The organism is Streptomyces sp. NBC_00078 (assembly GCF_026343335.1).
Lineage (GTDB): Bacteria > Actinomycetota > Actinomycetes > Streptomycetales > Streptomycetaceae > Streptomyces.
On the sequence record NZ_JAPELX010000001.1, the window covers coordinates 1,912,958 to 1,936,383 of the forward strand.

Annotated in this window: 18 protein-coding genes and 1 pseudogene; 3 read left to right on the plus strand and 16 right to left on the minus strand. The window is 71.6% G+C overall.

Features of this window, described 5'->3' with window-relative positions; all coding sequences use genetic code 11:
- Positions 1–49: 49 nt before the first annotated feature.
- The 11 genes from OOK07_RS08890 to pyrG all read right to left on the minus strand — a co-directional run bounded on the left by OOK07_RS08890 (position 50) and on the right by pyrG (position 12,816).
- Entirely contained in the window at positions 50–607 is a 558-nt protein-coding gene (locus OOK07_RS08890; RefSeq protein WP_266795837.1) for a TIGR03086 family metal-binding protein, read from the minus strand.
- Positions 604–1,686: a sigma-70 family RNA polymerase sigma factor gene (locus tag OOK07_RS08895; protein WP_266795838.1), complete on the minus strand. Its 1,083-nt coding sequence runs from the start codon at positions 1,684–1,686 to the stop codon at positions 604–606. The genes OOK07_RS08890 and OOK07_RS08895 overlap by 4 nt, the downstream gene beginning before the upstream one ends.
- 76 nt (positions 1,687–1,762) lie before the next feature.
- Positions 1,763–2,857: a pseudouridine synthase gene (locus OOK07_RS08900; RefSeq protein WP_266795839.1), complete on the minus strand. Its 1,095-nt coding sequence runs from the start codon at positions 2,855–2,857 to the stop codon at positions 1,763–1,765.
- Positions 2,857–3,513, minus strand: coding sequence for an SMC-Scp complex subunit ScpB (scpB, locus tag OOK07_RS08905; RefSeq protein ID WP_266678545.1), 657 nt, complete (start codon positions 3,511–3,513; stop codon positions 2,857–2,859). The genes OOK07_RS08900 and scpB overlap by 1 nt, the downstream gene beginning before the upstream one ends.
- A complete protein-coding gene (locus tag OOK07_RS08910; RefSeq protein ID WP_266795840.1) occupies positions 3,510–4,790 on the minus strand; it encodes a segregation and condensation protein A in 1,281 nt (426 codons plus the stop codon). Before OOK07_RS08910 ends, scpB begins: the two co-directional genes overlap by 4 nt.
- Positions 4,791–4,808: 18 nt before the next feature.
- Positions 4,809–5,387 carry a hypothetical protein gene (locus tag OOK07_RS08915; RefSeq protein ID WP_266678549.1) on the minus strand — a complete coding sequence of 193 codons (579 nt, stop codon included), beginning with the start codon at positions 5,385–5,387 and terminating at the stop codon, positions 4,809–4,811.
- On the minus strand, positions 5,372–6,547 hold the full coding sequence (locus OOK07_RS08920; RefSeq protein WP_266795841.1) for a ParA family protein: 1,176 nt from the start codon (positions 6,545–6,547) through the stop codon (positions 5,372–5,374). The genes OOK07_RS08915 and OOK07_RS08920 overlap by 16 nt, the downstream gene beginning before the upstream one ends.
- Positions 6,548–6,927: 380 nt before the next feature.
- A complete protein-coding gene (ald, locus tag OOK07_RS08925; RefSeq protein WP_266678553.1) occupies positions 6,928–8,043 on the minus strand; it encodes an alanine dehydrogenase in 1,116 nt (371 codons plus the stop codon).
- 144 nt (positions 8,044–8,187) lie between these two features.
- Positions 8,188–10,263 carry a tetratricopeptide repeat protein gene (locus OOK07_RS08930; RefSeq protein ID WP_266795843.1) on the minus strand — a complete coding sequence of 692 codons (2,076 nt, stop codon included), beginning with the start codon at positions 10,261–10,263 and terminating at the stop codon, positions 8,188–8,190.
- Positions 10,264–10,424: 161 nt separating this feature from the next.
- A complete protein-coding gene (locus tag OOK07_RS08935) occupies positions 10,425–11,051 on the minus strand; it encodes an NUDIX domain-containing protein (protein WP_266795844.1) in 627 nt (208 codons plus the stop codon).
- Positions 11,052–11,148: 97 nt separating this feature from the next.
- On the minus strand, positions 11,149–12,816 hold the full coding sequence (pyrG, locus tag OOK07_RS08940) for a CTP synthase (protein WP_266678559.1): 1,668 nt from the start codon (positions 12,814–12,816) through the stop codon (positions 11,149–11,151).
- Between the two features lie 502 nt (positions 12,817–13,318).
- On the opposite strand from pyrG, the gene OOK07_RS08945 reads away from it, so the two are divergent.
- The 3 genes and pseudogenes from OOK07_RS08945 to OOK07_RS08955 all read left to right on the plus strand — a co-directional run bounded on the left by OOK07_RS08945 (position 13,319) and on the right by OOK07_RS08955 (position 17,337).
- The gene (locus tag OOK07_RS08945; protein WP_266683407.1) at positions 13,319–15,121 is read left to right on the plus strand and encodes a glycoside hydrolase family 15 protein; all 1,803 of its coding nucleotides are present in this window, start codon (positions 13,319–13,321) and stop codon (positions 15,119–15,121) included.
- Positions 15,122–15,217: 96 nt separating this feature from the next.
- Positions 15,218–15,436 (plus strand): annotated as a pseudogene (locus tag OOK07_RS08950) (FAD-binding protein); the annotation flags it as partial.
- 257 nt (positions 15,437–15,693) lie between these two features.
- On the plus strand, positions 15,694–17,337 hold the full coding sequence (locus OOK07_RS08955; protein WP_266801915.1) for a PucR family transcriptional regulator: 1,644 nt from the start codon (positions 15,694–15,696) through the stop codon (positions 17,335–17,337).
- Here OOK07_RS08955 and OOK07_RS08960 read toward each other — a convergent pair.
- From OOK07_RS08960 to OOK07_RS08980, 5 genes are all read right to left on the minus strand, one after another.
- The gene (locus OOK07_RS08960; RefSeq protein WP_266795846.1) at positions 17,334–18,470 is read right to left on the minus strand and encodes a glycosyltransferase family 4 protein; all 1,137 of its coding nucleotides are present in this window, start codon (positions 18,468–18,470) and stop codon (positions 17,334–17,336) included. The two genes, OOK07_RS08955 and OOK07_RS08960, sit on opposite strands and share 4 nt — an antisense overlap.
- Positions 18,471–18,736: 266 nt before the next feature.
- Positions 18,737–19,492, minus strand: coding sequence for a hypothetical protein (locus OOK07_RS08965; protein ID WP_266795848.1), 756 nt, complete (start codon positions 19,490–19,492; stop codon positions 18,737–18,739).
- A gap of 269 nt (positions 19,493–19,761) precedes the next feature.
- Complete coding sequence (recN, locus tag OOK07_RS08970) at positions 19,762–21,480, minus strand: DNA repair protein RecN (protein ID WP_266683411.1); 1,719 nt, start codon at positions 21,478–21,480, stop codon at positions 19,762–19,764.
- A gap of 226 nt (positions 21,481–21,706) precedes the next feature.
- Entirely contained in the window at positions 21,707–22,612 is a 906-nt protein-coding gene (locus tag OOK07_RS08975; protein ID WP_266511738.1) for an NAD kinase, read from the minus strand.
- The gene (locus OOK07_RS08980) at positions 22,609–23,424 is read right to left on the minus strand and encodes a TlyA family RNA methyltransferase (RefSeq protein WP_266678565.1); all 816 of its coding nucleotides are present in this window, start codon (positions 23,422–23,424) and stop codon (positions 22,609–22,611) included. The genes OOK07_RS08975 and OOK07_RS08980 overlap by 4 nt, the downstream gene beginning before the upstream one ends.
- Positions 23,425–23,426: the final 2 nt, after the last annotated feature.

A 23,426-nucleotide genomic window follows, 5' to 3' on the forward strand; every position in this document is an offset into this window, starting at 1 on the left:
GGGTTCCTTCCGTGAGCTCTTGAGGTCGCTCACGGAAGGCAGACCGCCCTCATCCCGCAAAGGAATCGCGCCGCCCCAGAAAGGCCAGCAGCCGGACCTGGGGCGGCGCGCACGCCCCCACGGTGACCGGCTCGGCGAACCGCACGCCCCGGTCCTCGTCGGCGACCAGGCACCGCGCGACGGGCAGCAGCTCGGCCGCGAGCGGGGCCGGGATGGGCCGCGGCCGCCCGCAGGCCTGCGCGACGTCCCATCCGTGCACGGCGATCTCCACGGACCCCACGGCGGCCATCACCCGCACGTCCAGCGGCAGTTCACCCACCAGGACCCGCACCCCGGGCCCGGCGGCCCAGGCACCGAGCACGGCACGCGCGCGCGTGCGGAACGCAACCGCGAGGTCGACGGCCTCCGGCTCCTGGGGAAACAGCCCGATCCGCCCGCCCGTCAGCCCCTCGTGCAGGGCGTCCAGCGAGTCGTCGAGATGCGTGAGCAGCTCCCGCAGGTCCCACCGCCCGCACGGCGTGCCCCGGCCCAGCCCACCGGGCGCCACCCCGGCGACGCTCCCCAGCGCATACGCCAGCGAACGCTCCAGCAAGTCCCCGGCGTTCACCGGAGTCCACCCTGCCCTGTCGGCTCGGGCGCGCTCCCGGACCGGCCCGGGGTCCGGCCCGCGGCGGAGCCCCTGTGGGATACGGCGCCTGCCACGGCGTCCCCCGGGAGCGCTCCGCACGACATCACCCGGGGAAACCCGAAGCGGCCGACCTGGTCCAGGTCGATGAAGGCCGTGATGCGGGCCACCGTGCCGCCTACGACGGTGAGCACCTGCACCGAGTGCGCGCGCAGAACACCGTCGGCTCCGCGCACGTACATGACGAGGGCCGGCTGCCCGTTCGCGCGCGTGGGCAGCATCCGGTAGCGGTCCTGCCCGTGCCCCCGCGACCGCAGGAACAGCAGCACGTCCTTCTTGCCGCGGAACCATTCCAGGTGGGGCGGCATCTCCAGCTCGACGCCGTCCTGGAGGAGGCCGAGCAGCGCGTCCATGTCGGCGTGCTCGAATGCGGCCATGTACCGGTCGAGCACGTCACGGTCCGCCGCTCCCTCGGGCTCGACGACGAGATCCTCGTCGGGGGCGACCTCGTCGAGCCGGGCACGCGCGCGTTGCAGAGTGCTCTTGACGGCCGCGTTCGACGTTCCGAGCAGTGCCGCGACCTCGGGCGACCGCCAGGCCAGTACGTCCCGCAGGATGAGCACGGCCCGCTGCCGCGCGGGCAGGTGCTGGAGCGCGGCGACCAGGGCGAGCCGCAGACTGCCGCGGGCGGTCACGACGGTCGCCGGGTCGAGGAGCGAGTCGGGCAGCGGCTGCAGCCAGGGAACGTCCGTGACGGGGGCCCTCAGCGCCTCCTCAGGCGCCTGGGACGGCGCGCCGAGCCCCGAGGGCAGGGGGCGCCTCGCGCGGCTCTCCAGCGCCGTCAGGCACGTGTTGGTGGCGATGCGGTGGAGCCAGGTCCGCAGGGAGGCCCGGCTCTCGTAGCCGTCGTAGGACCGCCAGGCCCGCAGATACGTCTCCTGCACCAGGTCCTCGGCCTCGTCCACCGAGCCGAGCATCCGGTAGCAGTGCGCGAGCAGCTCCCGCCGGTAGGGGTCCGTCAGCCGGACGAACTCGTCGCGGTCCGTCGTCGTAGCAGCCATGCCTGCCCACTCCTCTCGCCGGTCACGCAGTACAGACCGGCGAGGGAGCGAAAACGAATCGCTGGAAAGCGGATCTCTAGAGGTCGACTTCCTGCATCAACATCCCGACCTCGGTGTTGGACAGCCGCCGCAGCCAGCCCGACTTCTGGTCGCCCAGGGTGATCGGCCCGAAGGCGACGCGCACCAGTTTGTCGACAGGGAAGCCGGCCTCGGCGAGCATCCGGCGGACGATGTGCTTACGGCCCTCGTGCAGGGTGACCTCGACGAGGTAGTTCTTGCCGGTCTGCTCGACGACCCGGAAGTGGTCCGCCTTCGCGTACCCGTCCTCCAGTTGGATGCCGTCCTTGAGCCGCTTGCCCAGGTCGCGCGGGATCGGGCCCACGATGTGCGCGAGGTAGACCTTCTTCACGCCGTACTTGGGGTGGGTCAGCCGGTGCGCCAGTTCACCGTGGTTGGTGAGCAGGATGACACCCTCGGTCTCGGTGTCGAGCCGGCCGACGTGGAAGAGCCGCGTCTCGCGGTTCGTCACGTAGTCGCCGAGGCACTGCCGGCCCTCGTTGTCCTCCATCGTCGAGACGACGCCGGCCGGCTTGTTCAGCGAGAAGAACTGGTACGACTGGGTCGCGACCGTCAGGCCGTCGACCTTGACCTCGTCCTTCTCAGGGTCGACGCGCTTGCCCTGCTCCAGGACGATCTCGCCGTTGACCTCGACGCGTGCCTGCTCGATCAGCTCCTCGCAGGCACGCCGGGAGCCATAGCCCGCGCGCGCGAGGATCTTCTGCAGCCGCTCGCCCTCCTGCTCGGCGCCCGGGAAGGTCTTGGGCGGCTTGACGTCCTTCTTGCCCGCGTACCGCTCGCGGTTGCGCTCCTCGGCCCGCGCCTCGTACTCGCGGGAGGTCGCCGGGACCCAACGGCCACGCCCGGTGCCCTGGCCCTGCTTGGGTCCGCCCTTGGCCCCTCCCCGTGCGGAGGCGCCGCGCCCGGACTTCGGTCCTTCGTGGGTGGCGCCGGGGCCCACGTCGTAGCGGCGCTCCTCGGGACGGGGCTTGCCCGTGCGCTTCGGCCTGTCGTCGCGCCCTCCCCCGCCCTTCGGCTGGGAGCCGCCCCCACCGCTTCCGCGGGGGTTGCCGCGCCCGTTGTTCCTGCCACTGCCGCTGCCACTGCTTCGCATCAAAGTTCCGTCGTCGTCGTGTCGTCTGCATCTGCATCCGGTGCGTCCGGATCGAACGACGGGACCCCTTCCAGCGTCTCGGCCTCGATCGCCTCCGCCTCCGGGAGGAAGGGCGCGAGTTCCGGGAGCTCGTCCAGGCCGCGCAGGCCCATCCGCTCCAGGAAGTAGTTCGTCGTCGTGTACAGGATCGCACCTGTTTCGGGTTCCGTGCCCGCCTCCTGGACCAGACCGCGTTGCAGGAGGGTGCGCATGACCCCGTCGCAGTTGACTCCTCGTACGGCCGAGACGCGGCTGCGGCTCACCGGCTGACGGTAGGCGACGACCGCCAGTGTCTCCAGTGCGGCCTGGGTGAGACGGGCCTGCTGGCCGTCCAGCACGAAGGCCTCCACGGCCGCCGCGTACTCGGGGCGGGAGTAGAAACGCCAGCCGCCGGCGATCAGCCGCAGCTCGAAACCGCGGCCCTGGACGGTGTACTCGTCGGCGAGCTCCCGCAGCGCGTCCCCGATCTGCCGCTTGGGCCGCTGGAGGATCTTCGCGAGGTTCTCCTCGGTCGCCGGCTCGTCCACGACCATGAGGACGGCCTCCAGAGCGGGCTTGAGGTCGAGGTCGGCGACGGTGCGCAACCCGGCCGGAACATCGGTGGTCTCCTCGCTCACGCCTTCTCCTCCTTGCCTTCGCCCTTGCCGTCCTGGCCGTCCTTGCCGCTCGTGGGCGCCTCGGGTGGCCTGTCGAACTCGTCCGTCACCCTGGGCGTCTCGTCCCCGTCCCCACCGGTCCAGCGCACGAACAGCTCCCCGAGAGCCGTCTCCTGGTCCAGCGTCACGGCCTTCTCGCGGTAGAGCTCCAGCAGCGCCAGGAAGCGCGCCACGACGGTGAGCGTGTCGTCGGTGTCCTCGACCAGCACGCGGAAGCTGGCCCGGCCGAGTTCCCTCAGCCGGGCCACCACGATCCCGGCCTGTTCCTGCACGCTGACCAGGGGCGCGTGGATATGGTCGACGTACACCTGCGGTTTGGGCCTGGGCTGCATCGCCTTGACGGCGAGCTTGGCAAAGCCCTCCGCGCCGATGCTGATGACCACCTCGGGCAGCAGCTCGGCGTGATGCGGTTCGAGGCCGACGGTACGGGGATAGCGGCGGGCCTCTTCGTCGAGACGGCGGTTGAAGATGTCCGCGATCTGTTTGTACGCGCGGTACTGCAGCAGCCGCGCGAACAGCAGGTCGCGCGCTTCGAGAAGCGCGAGGTCGGCCTCGTCCTCGACCTCCGCGGAGGGCAGCAGCCGGGCGGCCTTGAGGTCGAGCAGTGTGGCCGCGACGACCAGGAACTCGGTCGTCTGGTCCAGATCCCAGTCCGGCCCCATCGCCCGGATGTGCGCCATGAACTCGTCGGTCACCTTGGACAGCGCGACCTCGGTGACGTCCATCTTGTGCTTCGAGATCAGCTGCAGGAGCAGGTCGAACGGGCCCTCGAAGTTGGACAGCCGGACCTTGAAGACACCGTCGTCGGCTTCATCAAGATCACCGGAAGCGCCTTCGGGCACCCCTCCCGCTTCCGAGGGCCCCGCGCCGACGCCGGACTCGACGAAGCCCTCCGGGAGCACGGCCTGGGGGGCGGAAACCGATGCCGGGACCACCGCCCGAGGCTCACGGCCCGGCTCCGGGACCACGGCCTGGGGCACGTGAGCCGCCTGAGGCGCCACGGCCTCCGGCTCGAAAACCGCCTCCGGCGCCGAGACCACAGGCGCCGGCTCGGGGACCGGCTCGGGGAAGACCGCCTCTGCTTGCGCCTCCGTCGGGGCCGGATCCTCCGCGACGGGCGGCTCCTCCGCGGGCGGTGCCGTGGGCTCGGCCCGCGGAACTCCCGCGGCCGGGCCTCTCCCCAGCGCACGCCGACGGCCGGCGGAGGCGCCGGGGGCGGGAACGTCGTCGGAGGTCATGGCCTCCGCAGGCTACCGCTACCGCCCGCGCAGTCGGCGTACGAGGATGCTCGCGTCCCCGCGGGACTCCAGATCGGCCAGCACCACGGCGACCGCCTCACGGACGATCCGCCCGCGGTCGATCGCCAGCCCGTGCTCGCCCCGGAGCACCAGGCGCGCGTGCTCCAGGTCCATGAGCTCCTCGGCGGACACATACACGGTGATCTTCTCGTCGTGCCGCTCGCGCCCGCTGGGGCGACGCGAGGGGCTCCGTCCGCGCTTGCGGGGCTGGCCGTTGCCGGAGGCCGCGGCAGAACCTTCCTGCACCCCCTGACGTCGCCCGGAGCTCTCCCCGGTCGCGGCCCGGCTGCGGGACTCTCCGCCGTCGGCCGACTCCGCGGCCGCATGCTCCGCCCCCTCGCCGTCGCCGCCCTGCACGGGCACCGACTGCGGGGCGTCCTCGGACGACGGGGCCGCGGCCCCGTCGCTCTCCCCCGCGGGGGCGGGCACACGGGCTTCGCCGTTGGCCCCCCGCCGCGGAGTGGACGGCTGGAGCGCCGTTCCCCCTGTCGTACGGAAGAGTTCGTCGGCCCCCGGCAGACTCACTCGGCGTGACACCGGGCGAGCACCTCCCTGGCGAGCTGACGGTAGGCGGCGGCGCCGACGGAGTTGGAGGCGTACGTGGTGATCGGCTCACCGGCGACCGTGGTCTCCGGGAAGCGGACCGTGCGCCCGATGACCGTGTGGTAGACGTGGTCGTCGAACGCCTCGACGACACGCGCGAGCACCTCACGGCTGTGCACGGTGCGCGAGTCGTACATCGTGGCGAGGATGCCGTCCAGTTCCAGCTCGGGGTTGAGCCGCTCCTGGACCTTCTCGATGGTCTCCGTCAGCAGGGCGACACCACGCAGCGCGAAGAACTCGCACTCGAGAGGCACTATCACCTTGTGCGCGGCCGTCAGCGCGTTGACGGTGAGCAGGCCGAGCGAGGGCTGGCAGTCGATCACGATGTAGTCGTAGTCGGCCATGAGCGGCTTCAGGGCGCGCTGGAGCGTGGACTCGCGCGCGACCTCGCTCACCAGCTGCACCTCGGCGGCGGACAGGTCGATGTTGCTGGGCAGCAGGTCCATGTTCGGGACCGCCGTCTTCAGGAGTACCTCGTCGGCCGCCATGCCCCGCTCCATGAGCAGGTTGTAGACGGTGAGGTCGAGCTCCATCGGATTGACGCCGAGGCCCACCGACAGCGCGCCCTGCGGGTCGAAGTCAACGAGGAGTACGCGTCGGCCGTACTCCGCGAGCGCGGCACCCAGGTTGATGGTCGACGTCGTCTTGCCCACGCCGCCCTTCTGGTTGCACATCGCGATGATCTTCGCGGGACCGTGGTCGGTCAGCGGGCCCGGGATCGGGAAGTACGGCAGCGGGCGCCCGGTCGGGCCGACTCGCTCACGGCGCTGCCGGGCGGCGTCGGGCGCGAGCGTGGCCGCGTACTCGGGATCCGGCTCGTACTCCGCGTCGGGGTCGTAGAAGTGCCCTTCGGGCAGTTCGTCGTAGACGGCGAGGTGGTTGTGGGGCGCGCCACTTCCGTCGCCGGCCATGGCGTTCACGTGATGGCCATCCATGCTCTTGTGTGCTGTCCGGATCACCTGCGGACCCGGGCTCTGTCGGGCTGCGAAGGTACGCACAGCAACGGAGCCGACAGCCTCGAACCCCGCGGGACCCTGGTCCCGTACAGGCGTTCCTGGTTGACCACCCCCGGGAGAAAATGTCGACTCATTCACAAGTCGTCTTACCTCCTTGGTGACCAGGAAACTTCTAGACAGGTCGGCGTGACACCAAGCCGACGGTTGGCGACTCTATGGCGTGTCGGGCATCCGCAGCAACACAATCCGCCGGACCCGGCAGGATGTGTCGGCAATGAAACATCCCTCTGTCAAGGGCGTACGGCCGTCGCACGGCAGGTATCACCGGTGTGCGAATCGACCAAAGGGTTACGTTCGAGGCGAGTTGGCCGAGAGCCGCAAAGTGACCATACACACATCCGGCCGGACCTTGTCGGGCAAGGTCCGGCCTGGTGCGCGCTGTTGACGACCTGTGTTGACGTATCGCCTTTTACCGAATGGTGACTTAGCGGCTCGACGACGAGCCGCTCGACCGGGGTTCAGCCGAGGAGGGTTTCGAGCTCCACGTGCTCAAGGCCGTGCGCCTCGGCGACCTCGCGGTAAACGACCTTGCCCTCATGGGTGTTGAGGCCCTTGGCGAGCGCGGGATCACGGCGCAGCGCCTCCACCCAGCCGCGGTCGGCGAGTTCGACGATGTAGGGCAGCGTGGCGTTGGTCAGCGCGTAGGTGGAGGTGTTGGGCACCGCGCCGGGCATGTTGGCGACGCAGTAGAAGACCGAGTTGTGGATCGTGAAGGTCGGCTCGGCGTGCGTGGTCGGACGGGAGTCCTCGAAGCAGCCGCCCTGATCGATCGCGATGTCGACAAGGACACTCCCCGGCTTCATCCGGGAGACCAGCTCGTTGGTGACCAGCTTCGGCGCCTTCGCGCCCGGGATGAGGACGGCGCCGATGACGAGGTCGGCGTCCAGGACGGCCTTCTCCAGCTCGAAGGCGTTGGACATGATCGCCCGGACCTTGGTGCCGAAGACCTTGTCCGCCTCGCGGAGCTTGTTGATGTCGCGGTCGAGCAGCGTGACGTGGAAGCCCATGCCGACGGCGATCTGCGTCGCGTTCCAGCCGGAGACCCCGCCGCCGATGACGACGGCCTTCGCGGGCTGGGTGCCGGGGACACCGCCGGGGAGCACACCGCGGCCGCCGGCCGAGCGCATCAGGTGGTAGGCGCCGACCTGCGGGGCCAGCCGGCCCGCGACCTCGGACATCGGGGCGAGCAGCGGCAGCGCGCGGCTGGGGAGCTCGACGGTCTCGTAGGCGATCGCCGTGGTGCCGGACTCGATGAGCGCGTCGGTGCACTCCTTGGAGGCGGCCAGGTGCAGGTACGTGAAGAGCGTCTGGTCCTTGCGGAGGCGGTGGTACTCCTCGGCGATGGGCTCCTTGACCTTCAGCAGCAGGTCGGCGGTGGCCCACACCTCGTCGGCGGTGTCCAGGATCCCGGCGCCGGCGGCGACGTACTCCTCGTCCGGGATCGAGGAGCCGATGCCGGCGCCCCGTTCGATGACGACCTGGTGGCCGTGGCGCACCAGCTCGTGCACACCGGCGGGGGTGATGGCCACCCGGAACTCGTTGTTCTTGACCTCGCGGGGGATGCCGACCTTCACGTGGATCACGGTCCTTGGCTCAGTGGGTGTAGGGCAATACAACACATACCCAGGCATGCACGAGCACACCGGGAGACACCGCAGGAGAAGGTGCGGCAGAGCCAGTCTAATGAAGGTGTTCTCTCTGTCTAGCCTTTCATTGCATCAATCTCTGTCGGAAGCACTACGGATTTCGTAGGCGTTAATGTCCTGTTGCTGTGGATCAAGGGGTTCCAGCTCCTGTTCTCCCTCCTCGCGCACCTCCCCCAGCAGCCGCTCGGCGGTGCCCCGGTGCAGCTGGGCCGAGGCGGGATCGCCCAGGCGCTCCAGCGTGTCGGCGAGCCGCAGCTGCAGCGCCGCCTGCAGCCGTACGTCCTCGGCGCGGCGCGCCAGCTCCACCGCCTCGTGGCAGGTGCGCAGCGACTCCTCGTGCCGTCCCGCGTACTCCTGGACGCGCGCGAGCTCGCTCAACGCCCGCGCGTGGGCGGCTACATCGCCGCTCTTGCGGTATCCGGCGACCGCCGCGCGCCAGCAGCGCAGCGCCTCCCCGTAGCGGCCCGCGTAGGTGTGGGCCACGGCGATCCGGCCGTAGAGGCGGGCGGCGCCCACGCGCTCGTCCCGGGCCAGACGCTCGGCGAGGGCGCGGCCGAACCAGTCGGCGGCCCGGTCGTAGTCCCCGACCTCCAGATGCGCACCGCCTACGGATTCCATCGCGCGACCGGTCGCATACGGGTCATTCGCCTGCCGTCCGGCGTCCAGCGCGGCCCGATACCGCGCCAGCGCCTCCCGGGTACGGCCGGTCTGGGCGTCCAGGTCGCCCAGGTTCAGCAGGGCGGCGGCCTTCTCGCGGGGCAGTTTCCGCCGCTCCGCCACGTCCAGGACGAGCCGGTGGATGCCGTACAGGTCGGGCGCGGCGGCCTGGGTGCCGAAGTGCGCGACCATGGCCTTGACCAGCTGGGACATCAGGCGGCGGGCGAGCGTGTCCAGTTCCCCGTCGGCGACGGCGAGCCGGGCCGCGGCCAGCAGGGCGGGCCTGCGGACGCTCAGCCATTCCTCGGCCGCGCGCGGGGTGGGGAAGCGCAGGGAGCGCGGCATGTCCTGGAGCTTCTCGCGCGCCTCGGGGTCGTCCGTCTCGGTGATCGTGCGGCACGACTGCAGCAACCGGACTGTCCGCTCCAGCATGCGGGCACGGGCCAGCTGCAGCTCGCCGGGGCGGTCCTGGGTCGCGGCGAGCGCTGCCAGCAGGGGTTGCAGACAGCTCGGCACCTCGTACTGCGGCTGCGGCGAGTCCGTCGCCCGCAGCAGGCCGAGGCCGACGAAGCCGTCCAGCGCGGTGCGGGCGTCGTTCACCGAGCAGCCGGCGAGTGCGGACGCCGTGTGCGGGTCGACGAGGCCCGCAGGGGCGAGGGAGAGCAGTCGCAGGGTCCGGGCGGTCGGCGCGGGCAGTGAGCTGTGGACGAGCCCGAAGAGCCGGCTGAGGGGCGTGCCCTCGTCACCCTCCGTGTGCAGCTGCTTGGCGAGGTCGGCGACCGCCACCTTGGGGCGGGCGGCGAGCCAGCCCCCGGCCAGCACCAGCGCGGCGGGCTGGCCCTGGCACTCCTCGACCAGACCCTCGGCGGCGCGGGGGTCGACGGTGATGCGGACCGAGCCGATGCGCCGGGTGAGCAGCTCCAGGCCGGACTTGGTGTCGAGGCCGCCCAGGGTGCAGGGGCGGACGTCGGAGATACCGGTGAGGGGACCGTCGGAGACGGCCACGACCAGGCAGTCCGGCGTGTCCGGCAACAGGGCGTCGACCTGCTCGGCGTGCGCCGCGTCGTCGAGCAGGACCAGGGCCCGGCGGTCGGCGAGGGCGGCGCGCAGCGCCTCGGCCAGGTCGTCGTCGGCGGCTCCGGCGGGAGTGGGCAGCTGCAGGGCGGCGAGCAGTTCGCGGGCGGTGCGCTCGACGGGGACGGGCGTGCCGTCGTGTTCACTCAGACGGGCCTGGAGCACCCCGTCGTCGTAACGGTCTGCAACCTGCCGGACCAGTTCCTCGGCGAGTGCGGTGCGACCGGATCCGGGTCTGCCGGCGATCAGCAGCACGCGCGCGCGGGGGGGCTTGCGGCCGGAGAGGGTGTCAAGGCCCGCGCGCTCGATGTCGGCGCGCAGCTCCTTCAACTCCCTTGTACGGCCCAGGAACGGGCTCTTGTCAGCAGCGTGCCTCGACCGCCCTGTGCCGTCTTTGTCCACCGCCTGATCCGTCACGGGCCACGCTCCCGTCCCACCGCACGCGCAAGCCCGCCGGGACTCCGGTTCGGGCGTGCTCAGAGCCTAGTTCACGCTCTGCTACCTACCGGGCGGAGCGCGGCGGACACGTCCCTCGATCGGATCAGCCGATGGTCACACTGGTACGGGTGCGGATGCGTTCAGGACTCGAAGGGACGCGCCGGCCACGGGGCCTCGGCCGGGCGCAGGGCGTCGAGCCCGTCCCCGTTCTGCGCGGCGATCAGCGAAAGGACGCCGACGACAAGGCAGTTGTTGTGCAGCTCGCCCGCGAGCACGCCTCGTACGAGCACGTCCAAGGGCACGCGCGCGAGTTCCATGTCGGCCTCCTCGTGCTCGACCTCGAAGCGCTCGCCTTCGGCTTCGGACAGGTCGCGGGCCAGGAAGATGCGCACGGCCTCGTCGCAGCCGCCGGGGGTGGTGTAGACGTCGGTCAGCACCCGCCAGTCCTCGGCCTTGACGTGCGCCTCCTCGTACAGCTCCCGCTGGGCGGCGTGCAGCGGGTTCTCGCCGGGCACGTCGAGCAGGCCGGCCGGAATCTCCCACAGCTTGTGGCGCACGGGGTGGCGGTACTGGCGGAGGACCAGGACCCGCCCGGTGCCGTCGAGGGCGAGGACGGCGACCGAACCGGGGTGGACCTGGTAGTCGCGGCGGGCCACATGCCCGTCGGGCATGACCACGTCGTCCGTGCGCACGGAGGTCTTGTTGCCGACGAAGGGGATCTCCGTCGCCCGGATCTCCCACTCCTCGGGAGAGTCCTTGATCGTCATGCCCAGTCCTTCCGCACGCATTGAGACGGCACACCACATGAAGCCGGGGTGCCCGCCTTTTGAATGCGGGCACCCCGGTCACCGTACAACTCTCGTGTCAGTTGGAATTCTTCCGCTCGACCGAGGCCTTCACCAGGCCCGCGAACAACGGGTGCGGCCGGGTCGGACGCGAGCGCAGCTCGGGGTGCGCCTGGGTCGCCACCAGGTAGGGGTGCGCCTCGCGCGGGTACTCCACGTACTCCACGAGCTTGCCGTCGGGCGACGTGCCGGAGAACAGGATGCCGGCCTTCTTCTCCAGTTCCCCGCGGTAGGCGTTGTTCACCTCGTAGCGATGACGGTGGCGCTCCTCGACGTACTCCTTGCCGTCGTACACCTCGCGCACGATCGAGCCCTCGGCCAGCTTGGCCGGGTACATGCCCAGCCGCATCGTGCCGCCCATGTCGCCCTCGCCGGCGACGATGTCGAGCTGCTCGGCCATGGTCGAGATGACCGGGTGGCCGGTGGCCGAGTCGAACTCGGTGGAGTTGGCGTCCGGGATGTCGGCCAGGTTGCGCGCGGCCTCGATCACGATGCACTGCAGGCCGAGACAGAGGCCGAGCAGCGGGATCTTGTTCTCGCGGGCGTACTTGATCGCACCGACCTTGCCGAGCACACCGCGGTCGCCGAAGCCGCCGGGGATGCAGATGCCGTCGACGTCGCCGAGCTGCGCCGCGGCACCGGCCGGGGTCTTGCAGTCGTCGGACGTGACCCACTTGATCTTCACGCGGGCCTTGTTGGCGAAGCCGCCGGCGCGCAGCGCCTCGGTGACCGAGAGGTAGGCGTCGGGCAGGTCGATGTACTTGCCGACCAGGGCGAGGGTGATCTCGTGGTCGGGGTTGTGGACGCGGTCGAGCAGGTCGTCCCAGGTCCGCCAGTCCACATCGCGGAAGGGCAGGTCCAGCTTGCGGACGACGTAGGCGTCCAGGCCCTCGCCGTGCACGGTCTTCGGGATGTCGTAGATCGAACGGGCGTCGGGGCAGGCGACCACGGCGGCCTCGTCGACGTCGCACATCAGCGAGATCTTGCGCTTGATCGCGGTCGGGACCTCGCGGTCGCAGCGCAGCACGATGGCGTCCGGCTGGATACCGATGTTCCGAAGGGCCGCAACCGAGTGCTGGGTCGGCTTCGTCTTCAGCTCTCCCGACGGGCCGATGTACGGCAGGAGCGAGATGTGGACGACGAAGACGTTGTCACGGCCGACCTCGTGACGGACCTGGCGGACCGTCTCCAGGAAGGGAAGCGACTCGATGTCGCCGACCGTGCCGCCGACCTCCGTGATGACGACGTCGACCTCGTCGGTCGCCATGCGGCGGATGCGGTGCTTGATCTCGTTGGTGATGTGCGGGATGACCTGCACGGTGTCGCCGAGGTACTCGCCGCGCCGCTCCTTGGCGATCACCGTCGAGTAGACCTGGCCCGTGGTGACATTGGCGGAGCCGTCCAAGTCGCGGTCGAGGAAGCGCTCGTAGTGTCCGATGTCCAGGTCGGTCTCGGCGCCGTCGTTGGTGACGAAGACCTCACCGTGCTGGAAGGGGTTCATCGTGCCCGGGTCGACGTTCAGGTACGGGTCGAGTTTCTGCATCACGACGCGCAGTCCCCGCGCCTTGAGCAGCATGCCGAGGCTGGAGGCGGTGAGGCCCTTGCCGAGCGAGGAGGCGACACCCCCGGTGACGAAGATGTGCTTGGTCGTCGTGGCTGTGCTGTTTCGGAAAGCAGCGGGCGGCATGGCCAAAGGGGGGCTCCCGTGGTCGCGGTCTGGGGTGCTGTGCGGCTGCCGACCGGAGATTTCCGGTGCTGCCGTCGCTGCGGTTCGGGGGTTTCGTGCCCACCGGTCCACGGGCTACCAGGGTATCAGCGCCCGGACGGCATGGCTTCCGGGCACGCTCCGTACACGAGTCACCACGGACGTGCACAGGCGCACATGTTTCTCACCCGTTGCTCACCCGTTCGGCCTATTCGGGTTGCCCGGAGCGGCACGCAGATCATCTACGTGCGTCGTATCCTGCTCGGACACTCGCTGCCGAGCCCGGCCTGCAACACGGCACCACCCCCGCCCGTACGCACCGGAAAACGAGAGCTCGTCAGTTCGTTGAGCAGAGATTGTCGTTTTGCCACACGGCTTGACGCCTGCTTTGCTTCACCGCTCAACGACGCATTACAACGACCCCTTGACCGCATCAGCGACAGCCCCCTTTGGGGGTGACGTGGCCGTTCGACTGGAGTTGCACGTGGCCGGGCGCATCGAAGACTACGCACTCATCGGAGACATGCAGACCGCTGCCTTGGTCTGCCGGGACGGCACGGTGGACTGGCTGTGCCTGCCCCGCTTCGACTCGCACGCCATCTTCGCCGGCCTGCTGGGCACCGAGGAACACGGCTTCTGGCGGCTCGGCCCCGCCCACGCGTCCGACGCGCAGCCGCCCACCGCGGCCCGGCGCAGCTATCGCGGCGACTCCCTGATCCTGGAATCCGAGTGGGACACCCCGCGCGGCACGGTCAGGGTGACCGATTTCATGCCCCCGCGTGACGGCGCCCCCCAGCTGATCCGCATCGTCGAGGGCGTCTCGGGCCGCGTGCCGATGCGCTCGGCCCTGCGGATGCGTTTCTCGTACGGCCGTGTGGTGCCGTGGGTGCACAAGCACGAGGGTCGTACGGTCGCCGTCGCCGGTCCGGACTCGGTGTGGTTCGACACGGAGGCCGAGACCTACGGCAAGTCGCTCACGACGTACGCGGACTTCACGGTCGCGCCGGGTGACCGGATCGCGTTCACCATCTCGTGGGAGCCCTCGCACAAGGAACCGCCCGCGCTGCCGGAGCCGGAGCAGTCGCTGCAGGCGACGGAGGAGTTCTGGCGCGAGTGGGTGGAGCACTGCACGTACCACGGTCCCTACCGTGAGGCCGTGATCCGCTCGCTGATCACGCTCAAGGCGCTCACCTACGGCCCGACCGGCGGCATCGTCGCCGCCCCCACCACCTCCCTCCCCGAGGACATCGGCGGCGTCCGCAACTGGGACTACCGCTACACCTGGCTGCGCGACGCGGCCATCACCCTCTCCTCGCTGCTGCGCACCGGCTACCGCGAGGAGGCCCGCGCCTGGCGCGAGTGGCTCCTGCGGGCGGTGGCCGGCGACCCCGAGAACCTGCAGATCATGTACGGCATCGCAGGCGAGCGCGAGCTCGGCGAGGCGGAGCTGGACTGGCTGCCCGGGTACGAGAGCTCGGCCCCGGTGCGCGTCGGCAACGGCGCGGCACACCAGCTCCAGCTGGACGTGTACGGCGAGGTCACCGAGGCCCTGCACCTCGGCCACATGACGGGCCTGGCCCGTAACGACTACGCCTCCCTGCTCCAGCTCAAGCTCATCCGCTACCTGGAGCGGCACTGGGACGAGCCGGACGAGGGCATCTGGGAGGTGCGCGGCCCGCGCCGGCACTTCGTGCACTCCAAGGTCATGGCGTGGGTCGCCGTGGACCGCACGATCAAGCTCATCGAGTCCGGCGACGCCGATGGCCCGCTGGAGCGGTGGCGCGAGCTGCGCGACGACATCCACCGGGACGTGTGCGAGAAGGGGTACGACAAGGAGCGCAACACCTTCACGCAGTCGTACGGCTCGAAGGAGCTGGACGCGTCGCTGCTGCTGATCCCGCAGATGGGCTTCCTCCCCCCGGACGACAAGCGGGTGATCGGCACCATCGAGGCGATCCAGCGCGAGCTGTCGACGCCGGACGGCTTCATCCTGCGCTACCCGACCGAGGGCGAGAGCGAGGGCGTCGACGGGCTTCCCGGCGACGAAGGTGCCTTCCTCGCCTGCTCGTTCTGGATGGCGGACGACCTGGCGATGATCGGCCGCGTCGACGAGGCCCGCAAGCTGTTCGAGAAGCTGCTCGCGCTCCGCAACGACCTGGGCCTGCTCGCCGAGGAGTGGGACCCCAAGCACCAGCGCCAGGTCGGCAACTTCCCGCAGGCCTTCAGCCACGTCCCGCTGATCGACACGGCGCTGCGCCTGACGGCGTCGGGGGCGTACGGCGGCTGAACCTTACGGATCGGTGACCGACGGCGGCTGAACAGGACCGCCGGACCGGGCCCGCCTACGCTGGAGCCAACAGCCCCTGCACGGAAGGGGCGCCGCATGGCCTCCCCATCGAAGGCGGGCGCGGCCGTAGCCGCGCTGCGCGAGGATCTGGTCGGCGACGTGTTCGCCCCGGGGGATCCGGGCTACGACGAGGCCCGGACCGTGTTCAACGCGACGATCGACCGGCGTCCGGCCGTGATCGCGCAGTGCGTGGACGAGGCCGACGTCGTGCGGTCGGTGCCCTTCGCCCGTGAGCTGGACCTGCCGGTCGCGGTACCGCCCGTTCGGTGACCCGGCCGATCGCGGCGGCCGGCACGAAGGAGTCCCAGGTCGGACCCTCCCCGACCCACACCTCGCGGTATCCGAGCAGGTCGGCGACCGCCGCCACCCGCAACGGCTCGTCCACCGCGCCGTCGTCCTCCCGTCCCGCGGCGACCACGCTGAAGTCCATGCCCGGGCCGCTACCCGGCCGGCTGAGCCCCAACCCCGCCCGGAGATGTCCCACGGGCGCGGGCACGGGTAGCGTCCGGCTCATGGACAGCGGTATGGACAGCAGATTCGGCACCCAGGGCGCGGGGATCACCGTTCAGCGGGCGCTGGAGCTGCCCGGCCTGCGCAGCGGGCTGCCGGAGGTCCTCGCGGGCGCCGACCGGCTGCAGCGCACCGTGCGCTGGGTGCACGCGGGCGAGGTGCCGAACATCGCGTCGCTGCTGAAGGGCGGCGAACTGCTGCTGACGACGGGGTACGGCCTCGGGACCCGGCCGGCCGACCAGCGGGCGTTCGTCCGCACCCTGGCCGAGCGGGGCATCGCGGCGCTCGTCGTGGAGCTCGGCCCACGCTTCACGCGCCTGCCCGCCGCGCTCGTCGACACGGCCCGCTCGGCGGGGCTCCCGCTGGTCCAGCTGCACCGCGAGGTGCCCTTCGTGGCTGTCACCGAGGAGGTCCACACCGAGATCGTCAACGGCCACTACGCGCTGCTGCAGCAGGCGGAGGAGGTGCACCGCCGGTGTACCGAGGCCCTGCTCGGCGGCGGCGGGGTGCCGCAGGTGCTGGGCATCCTGGCGGACTTCAGCGGCAACCCGGTCTTCCTGGAGACCACGGACGGCCGGCTGCTGTACGCGGCCGGCGCCGGCCCCGAGGGGGCCGACCCGCTCCAGGTGTGGGAGGGGCTGCGCGGCCAGCACAAGGACACCCCGCCGCCATCGGGGTCGGCCCTCGTGGACGTTCCCGGGGGCGGAACGGGATCGGGGTCGGTGCGGGCCCGCCTGGTCCTCCTCCCCGTCCGGGCCCCGCTGGCCCCGGTGCACCGGATCGCGGCCGAGCGGGCCGCCGCCATCCTGGCCGTGGTCCTGATGCAGGCGCGCCAGGAGGAGGAACTGGCGGCGCGCGGCCGCGGTGACTTCCTCACGGATCTCGCCGAAGGCCGTATCGCCGCGGAGGACGCGCCCGCGCAGGCGCGCGTGCTGGGCTTCAAGCCCGGCAACGGTCCGCTGCTGCCGGTCGTGATGCGGCTGGGCGACACCGTGTCACCGGGCGGGGGCTGGGCGGTGCTGGCGCGCGCGGTCGCGGAGGAGCTGGCCTCGGTGGGGGTTCCGGTCCTGCTGGGCGTACGACCCGTCGAGGGCCGTGTCCCGGTGCTGCTGGGCCTGCGCTCGGAGTCGGAGCGGCCGGCGGTCGCGGACCGGGTCGCTGCGGCGCTGCGGGCGGGTGTGGAGCGTGCCGGGATGCAGCGGCCCGGGGCTCAGCCGCCGGTGGTGGTCGTCGGGGTGGCGGGCGGCTGGGCAGCGGCGTCGGCGGGAATGCGGCACGCGGCGGAGACGGCGACGGCGGCGCAGGGCCTGTCGGACCGGGCGTGGTACGACGCCCGCCGCCTGGACATCGACCTGCTCCTGTGGCGACTGCGTGACCAACCGGACCTGGCGGCCTTCGTGGACCGTGCGATCGGCCCCCTGCGCGACCACGACAACCGCTCCCGGCCGCCCCTTCTGCCCACTCTGGAGACGTATTTGGCGCACGCGGGCCGCAAGGCGGAGACGGCCCGCGAGCTCCATCTCAACCGGCAGACCCTCTACAACCGGCTCGCCCGGATCGGCGAGTTGCTCGGCACGGACCTCGACGACCCGCAGACGGTGCTGGCGTTGAGCCTCGCTCTGCGAGCACGCCGGCACGTCCCCTAGGCGAACGGGCGGTGCTGGGTCAACTCGTCGTAGACGCTGAGTACTTGGGCCACGGTCTCGTCCTCGCTCGGCCAGCCGGCGGCCTGCCGGGTGCCCTTCTCCCTGAGCAGCTCGCGGCGCTCCGGATCCGCGAGGAGACCGGTGACGGCGTCGGCGAGGGCCTGCGCGTCGCCGTACGGGACGAGTTCGGCGGCGTCGCCGACGAGTTCGGGGATGCCACCGACGCGGGTCGCGACGAGCGGCACGCGCGCGCGGAGGGCCTCCTGCGCGAGCACGGAACGCGATTCCCAACTGCTGGGCAGCAGCGCGAGTTCGGCTGCCGCGAGCAGGTCGGCGATGTCGTCACGCCGTCCGATGAGCCGGACCGGCAGCCCTTCGTCCTCGATACGGCGCTGCAGGGGGGTGCGCAGCGGTCCCTCCCCCGCGATCACCACGAGCGGCACGGGGTCCAGGCATCGCCACGTACGCGTGGCATCCAGCAGGGTGTCGTAACCGCGATGCCGGTCGAGCGAGCCGACGGCCATCAGCAACGGGCGTCCGGTGGCGCCGAGTTCGGCCCGGATCTTGGAGCCGATCCGCTCGGGGTCCTCCTGATCGGCGGACCGGCGCGGTCCGGGCATCGCGACGGCGGCGAGCCGTGCGTCCCGTGCTCCGGTCCTGCGGGCCTGCTCCACGAGGTCCGAGGTGGTGCCGAGGACCACCGTGGCGGCCTTCACCACCCTCCGCTCCAGCAGCCGCAGCAGATGCGCCCGCGCGCCCTCGGCCTGTGCGCGGTTGTGCCAGGTGACGACGAGCGGGGTCCGCCGCCCGCTGAGGGCGAGCACGGCACGGAAGGAGGCGTGCAGCCCGTGCGCGTGCACGAGGTCGGCGTCCCTGCAGGCCTCCCGCAGCGCGGCCACGGATCCCGGATCGCTGCTGCGCGGCACGTGCACGTGTTCGGCGCCGGTCCCCGTGAAGTCGTAGGTGCGATCGGCCTCGTCGGGGGCGCACACGGTGACCCGCACGCCCCGCGCGACGAGCCCTGACGCCAGCGAACGCACATGTGCGCTGCTGCCGGCGTTGCCTCCGCCCAGCACCTGCACGGTGCGCAGCGAGGACTGGCCGTGCGGTGAGTGGCTGCTCACGGGGCTCACGTGGCCGGGGCTCCTGGTTCGGCGTCGGGCGGTCACGAAGAAAGTACAGAAGGATCGAGCGGAGGGGGTGAACCGCGCGCTTTCCTCCACGTACTACGCCAAGGATGCCAGCACGCACGGGTGTTCCGGCACCGTGGAGGCGGGACGGGGGCGGCGTCGCGGTGGGGTTGGTCACTCACACGAGTGAGAAGAGGCCGTTTACGCGCGGGGTGAGGGTGCTGAATGCCTTCACGGCAGGCGGCCCGTGACACCTCACACGAGACCGATCACAACGCCGTCGCCGCCGCGCTCACCTTGTCGCCGTACACGGCCGCGGCCACGAGGGCGGCGGCGTGGGCGAGGAGACCTGCGCGCCCGTTGCCCGCGACGACGGCGGCGCCCAGAGCCGCGCCGAGCGCGTGTGCGCCCGTGTCACCGAGCATCGCGCGTTCGCCGAGGTCGTCGGGCAGGACGGCCGCGGCGGCGCCCATCGCGACGGCCGCCAGTTCAGCGCCGGCGCCCGGGAGCAGCAGCCCGGGTGCCCCCAGCGCGACCACCGCCCCGGCCGCCCTGCCCGGTCGTAGGTCCACCAGGTTCACGAAGTGGGCCGCTCCGGCGATCACGACGCCCGCCAGCACCTTGTCGAAGGCCCGCTCCTTGAGCAGCGCGCCGGTGACGAGCCCCGCGGCGGAGATCCCGAACAGCTTGACCGCCCCGCTGGTCACCTCGCCGTCCCGAAGCGCACGGAGATGGTCCCGGAACCCGCGGCGCGGGTCACCGGCCCCGGCGACGTCGTCGTAGGCCCCGCAGGCCCCGGCCACGAGCACCGCGAACCCCGCGGCGGGCCGGACCCGCCCGGCCCCGACAGCGGCCGCCGCGGCGGCGGCGGGCCCGGCGTACAACTCGACGGTCCGTCCTGCGTAGTTCGTCCGCTCCCAACGCCCGCGGCCCCCAGGAGCCTCGGCCCGCAGGCCGGCGATCCCGGCACGGGCGAGGGAGGCGGCAAGTCCGAACGAACGGGTTCTGCGAGCACGGTTGGCCATCCGGCCACCCTACGAGTCGACGCCCCACGCGCACCGCCCGCGCAAGTGCCCCGCCAGGCGACGTTCGCCCCGTCGCGACGCCCGGCAGGCTCCCCCACTGCCTCAAGGGCGTGGGAGGTGCAGGTGCCCCCACTCGCCGCACCCGGCCGAAAGCCCAGGTACGTCCAGTACGAGGGCCCGCACCCGGCACTCCCCCGCCTCCGGCCGGGGACCCCCGGAGCACGCGCCGGACGCCGCTCCTTTACGGGCAAACGCTGCCCGCGTGGGCACTAGCCGTCCGCCCGAGCCGTGGCCAGCAGCTCCTCGGCGTGTGCCCGGGCCGTCTCCGAGTCCTCCTGGCCTGCCAGCATGCGGGACAGCTCCCGCACCCGCTCCTCGCCCTCCAGCACCTTCACGCCGGACCGCGTCACGGACCCGTCGTTCGTCTTCTCGACCAGCAGCTGCCGGTCGGCGAACGCGGCCACCTGCGGAAGGTGGGTCACGACCACGACCTGCGCGGACTTGGCGAGCTTGGCAAGCCGGCGCCCGATCTCGACCGCCGCCTTGCCGCCGACGCCGGCGTCGACCTCGTCGAAGAGATACGTCGGCACGGGATCCGTCCCCGCGAACACGACCTCCACGGCGAGCATCACGCGCGACAGCTCACCACCGGACGCACCCTTGGCGATGGGCCGCGGCGGCGCCCCCGGGTGCGGGGCTAGCAGCAGTTCGACCTCGTCGGCGCCGGACGGCCCGTAGGCGACCGTACGACCGCCGACCTCCACGCCCTCCGCATCCTCGGTCTGCCGGATCTCGAACGACACGCGCGCGTGGGGCATGGCCAGCGAGGCGAGCTCCGCGGTCACGGCGGCCGCGAAGCGCTCCGCAGCCTCCGCCCGTGCATCCGTCAACGCCTGTGCCAGCCCGCCCAGTTCGGTCCTGAGCGCGTCCCGCTCGGCGGTCAGCTCGTCGATCCGCTCGTCGTCACCGTCCAGCTCCGTCAGCCGCGTGGCACTCTGCTCGGCCCACGCCAGCACCGAGGCGACGTCCTCGCCGTACTTCCGCGTCAGCGCCCCGAGCGCCGCCCGCCGTTCCTCAACCGCCGCCAGCCGCAGGGGATCCGCGTCCAGATCGTCGGCGTACCCCGCCAACTCCCCTGCCACATCGCCCAGCAGGATCCCGATCTCCCCGATCCGGTCGGTGAGCGCGGCCAGCGAGGGGTCGTGCGACCGCACGGCGTCCAGCGCGCGCTGGGCTCCCGCGACGAGTGTGGCGGCGTCGATGCCCTCGGGGTCCTCGGGGTTGCCCGCCAGGGCCGCGTGGGCGGCCGTGGCGGCGGACGACAGTGCCTCCGCGTGCCCGAGCCGCTCCGCCTCCTCCGCCAGCTCGACGTCCTCCCCGGCGCGCGGCTCGACACCCGCGATCTCGTCGAGCCCGAAGCGCAGCATGTCGGCTTCCTGGACCCGCTCACGCGCGCGCGTGACGATCTCCTCCAGCTCGACGGTGACGGCCCGCAGCCGCCGGTAGGCCTCGCCGTACTTCGCGAGCGGCCCGGCGACGGCGTCCCCGGCATACCGGTCGAGCGCCTGCCGCTGCCGGGACAGCTTCAGCAGCCCCTGCTGATCGGTCTGCCCGTGCACGGCCACGAGGTCGTCGGCGAGGTCGGCGAGCAGCCCGACCGGCACACTGCGCCCGCCGACATGCGCCCGGGACCGTCCTTCGGCGGAAACGGTACGGCTGATGAGCAGCGCCCCGTCGTCGAGCTCGGCCCCGGCCTCCTCGGCACGCAGGACGGCCGCAGCGCCCGGGGGTACGGCGATCCGCCCCTCCACGACCGCCTTCCCGGCCCCGATCCGCACGAGCGCCGGGTCCGCCCGCCCACCCAGCAGCAGCCCGAGGCTGGTGACCACCATGGTCTTGCCCGCACCCGTCTCACCGGTGACGGCAGTGAACCCGGGCGACAGCTCGACGACCGCGTCGTCGATGACTCCGAGCGACCGTATCCGCATCTCTTCCAGCACGGCTACGACCTTACGAGGTCCGCACCGGGGAGTGCGACGGCCCCCGGGCTCGTTATGTGAAGGTGCAGGTGACGAATGTGCATCGGCCGCGCATTATCACCCGGCCGAGTGGAGGTTCCTCAGGGTGCGGCGCTGTGTCGATGTACGGCGCCGCCGCGTAGGCGCGACAGGCCACGACGGACCCGTACACGCCAACGCTGCTTGGGACCGGGCTCTAGTGCGGAGCCCCGCGCCACCCGGAAACCGGCAACGCGAACTTCGCCACGAGCCGGTCCGTGAACGACGCGTGATGCAGCCGGGCCAGCCGCACCGGCACGGCCCCTCGCCGCACCTCGACCCTGGCCCCCGGCGGCAGCTCGACCGTCCGCCGTCCGTCGCACCACAGAACACCCGGCGGAATGTGCGGCAGGACCTCCACCGCGAGCACCGAGTCCGGTGACGTCACCAACGGTTTCGCGAACAGCGCGTGCGCCGAGATCGGCACCATCAGCAGCGCCTCGACCTCGGGCCACACCACGGGTCCGCCCGCGGAGAACGCGTAGGCCGTGGACCCGGTCGGCGTCGACAGGACGATCCCGTCGCAGCCGAACCCGGTGACGGGCCGGCCGTCGATCTCCAGGACGACTTCGAGGAGCTTCTCGGCGGACACCTTCTGCACGGCGGCCTCGTTCAGCGCCCAGTCCGTGTGCACGATGTCGCCGTTGCGGTGAACGACGACGTCGACGGTCATCCGCTCCTCGACCTCGTACGCCTTCGTCACCACCCGGTCGACAACCTTGTCGAGATCGTCCCGCTCGGCCTCCGCGAGGAAACCGACGCGCCCGAGGTTGACGCCGAGCATCGGCACCCCGGAGGCCCGGGCGAACTCGGCGCCCCGCAGCAGCGTCCCGTCGCCGCCCAGCACGATGAGCAGCTCGCACCCGTCGAGGCACTGCGGAGTGGCCTCCTTGACCAGCTCCACCTCCTCGGGCAGCGGCAGATCGGCGGCCTCGTACTCCAGGACGCGCACGCCGATGCCCTCGCGGAGCAGCCCCTTGACCACGAGTTCGGCGCTGCGGATGGCCGCCGGCCGGCCCGTGTGGGCGAGCAGGAAAACAGTACGAGCTCGGTTCTGTGTCAACGCGGCCCCTCCGCCACTGCACGGTCAACATCTGACGGGTCCAGTTCGGGTGCCCCGGCCCGCAGCCACAGAAAATACTCGACATTCCCGGAGGGTCCGGGCAACGGACTGGCGGTGACACCCTTCACTCCGAGCCCGAGTTCCCACGCCCTGTGGGCCACACCCCGCACGGCGTCCGCCCGCAGCTGCGAACTCCGTACGACTCCCCCGCTCCCCAGTCGTTCCTTCCCCACCTCGAACTGCGGCTTGACCATCATCACCAGGTCGGCGTCCGGCTTCACGCACCGCACCAGAGCGGGCAGAACCAGCCCGAGCGGAATGAAGGACAGATCCCCCACGACAAGATCCACAGGCTCCCCATCGATCTCTTCAAGCGTCAACTCGCGTACGTTCGTACGGTCCTTGACGGTGACGCGTTCATCGCTGCGAAGAGTCCAGGCGAGTTGTCCGTATCCGACGTCGACCGCGACGACGTGTACGGCCCCCGAGCGGAGCAGGACATCCGTGAAGCCGCCGGTGGAGGCGCCGGCGTCGAGCGCCCGCCGGCCCTCGACGACGAGCCCCTGCGGTACGAACGCCTGCAGCGCGCCCGCAAGCTTGTGCCCGCCCCGGGACACGTAGTCGGGATCGCTGCCGTCGGCCGTGACCACGATCGCCGCCGCGGTCTCCACCTGCGTGGCGGACTTGGTCGCGACGGTCTTGCCGACGGTGACCCGTCCGGCCGCGATCAGCTGGCCGGCATGCTCACGCGAGCGCGCGAGCTTCCGGCGGACCAGCTCCGCGTCCAGCCGGCGGCGTGCGACTCCTGCCACGT

Coding starts and splice junctions, on each gene's coding strand:
- OOK07_RS08895 (WP_266795838.1), bottom strand. CDS start 1,686: ATGGCTGCTACGACGACGGACCGCGACGAGTTCGTCCGGCTGACGGAC.
- recN (WP_266683411.1), bottom strand. CDS start 21,480: ATGCGGATACGGTCGCTCGGAGTCATCGACGACGCGGTCGTCGAGCTG.
- OOK07_RS08910 (WP_266795840.1), bottom strand. CDS start 4,790: ATGACCTCCGACGACGTTCCCGCCCCCGGCGCCTCCGCCGGCCGTCGG.
- pyrG (WP_266678559.1), bottom strand. CDS start 12,816: ATGCCGCCCGCTGCTTTCCGAAACAGCACAGCCACGACGACCAAGCAC.
- OOK07_RS08965 (WP_266795848.1), bottom strand. CDS start 19,492: ATGGCCAACCGTGCTCGCAGAACCCGTTCGTTCGGACTTGCCGCCTCC.
- OOK07_RS08955 (WP_266801915.1), top strand. CDS start 15,694: ATGGACAGCGGTATGGACAGCAGATTCGGCACCCAGGGCGCGGGGATC.
- OOK07_RS08900 (WP_266795839.1), bottom strand. CDS start 2,857: ATGCGAAGCAGTGGCAGCGGCAGTGGCAGGAACAACGGGCGCGGCAAC.
- OOK07_RS08935 (WP_266795844.1), bottom strand. CDS start 11,051: ATGACGATCAAGGACTCTCCCGAGGAGTGGGAGATCCGGGCGACGGAG.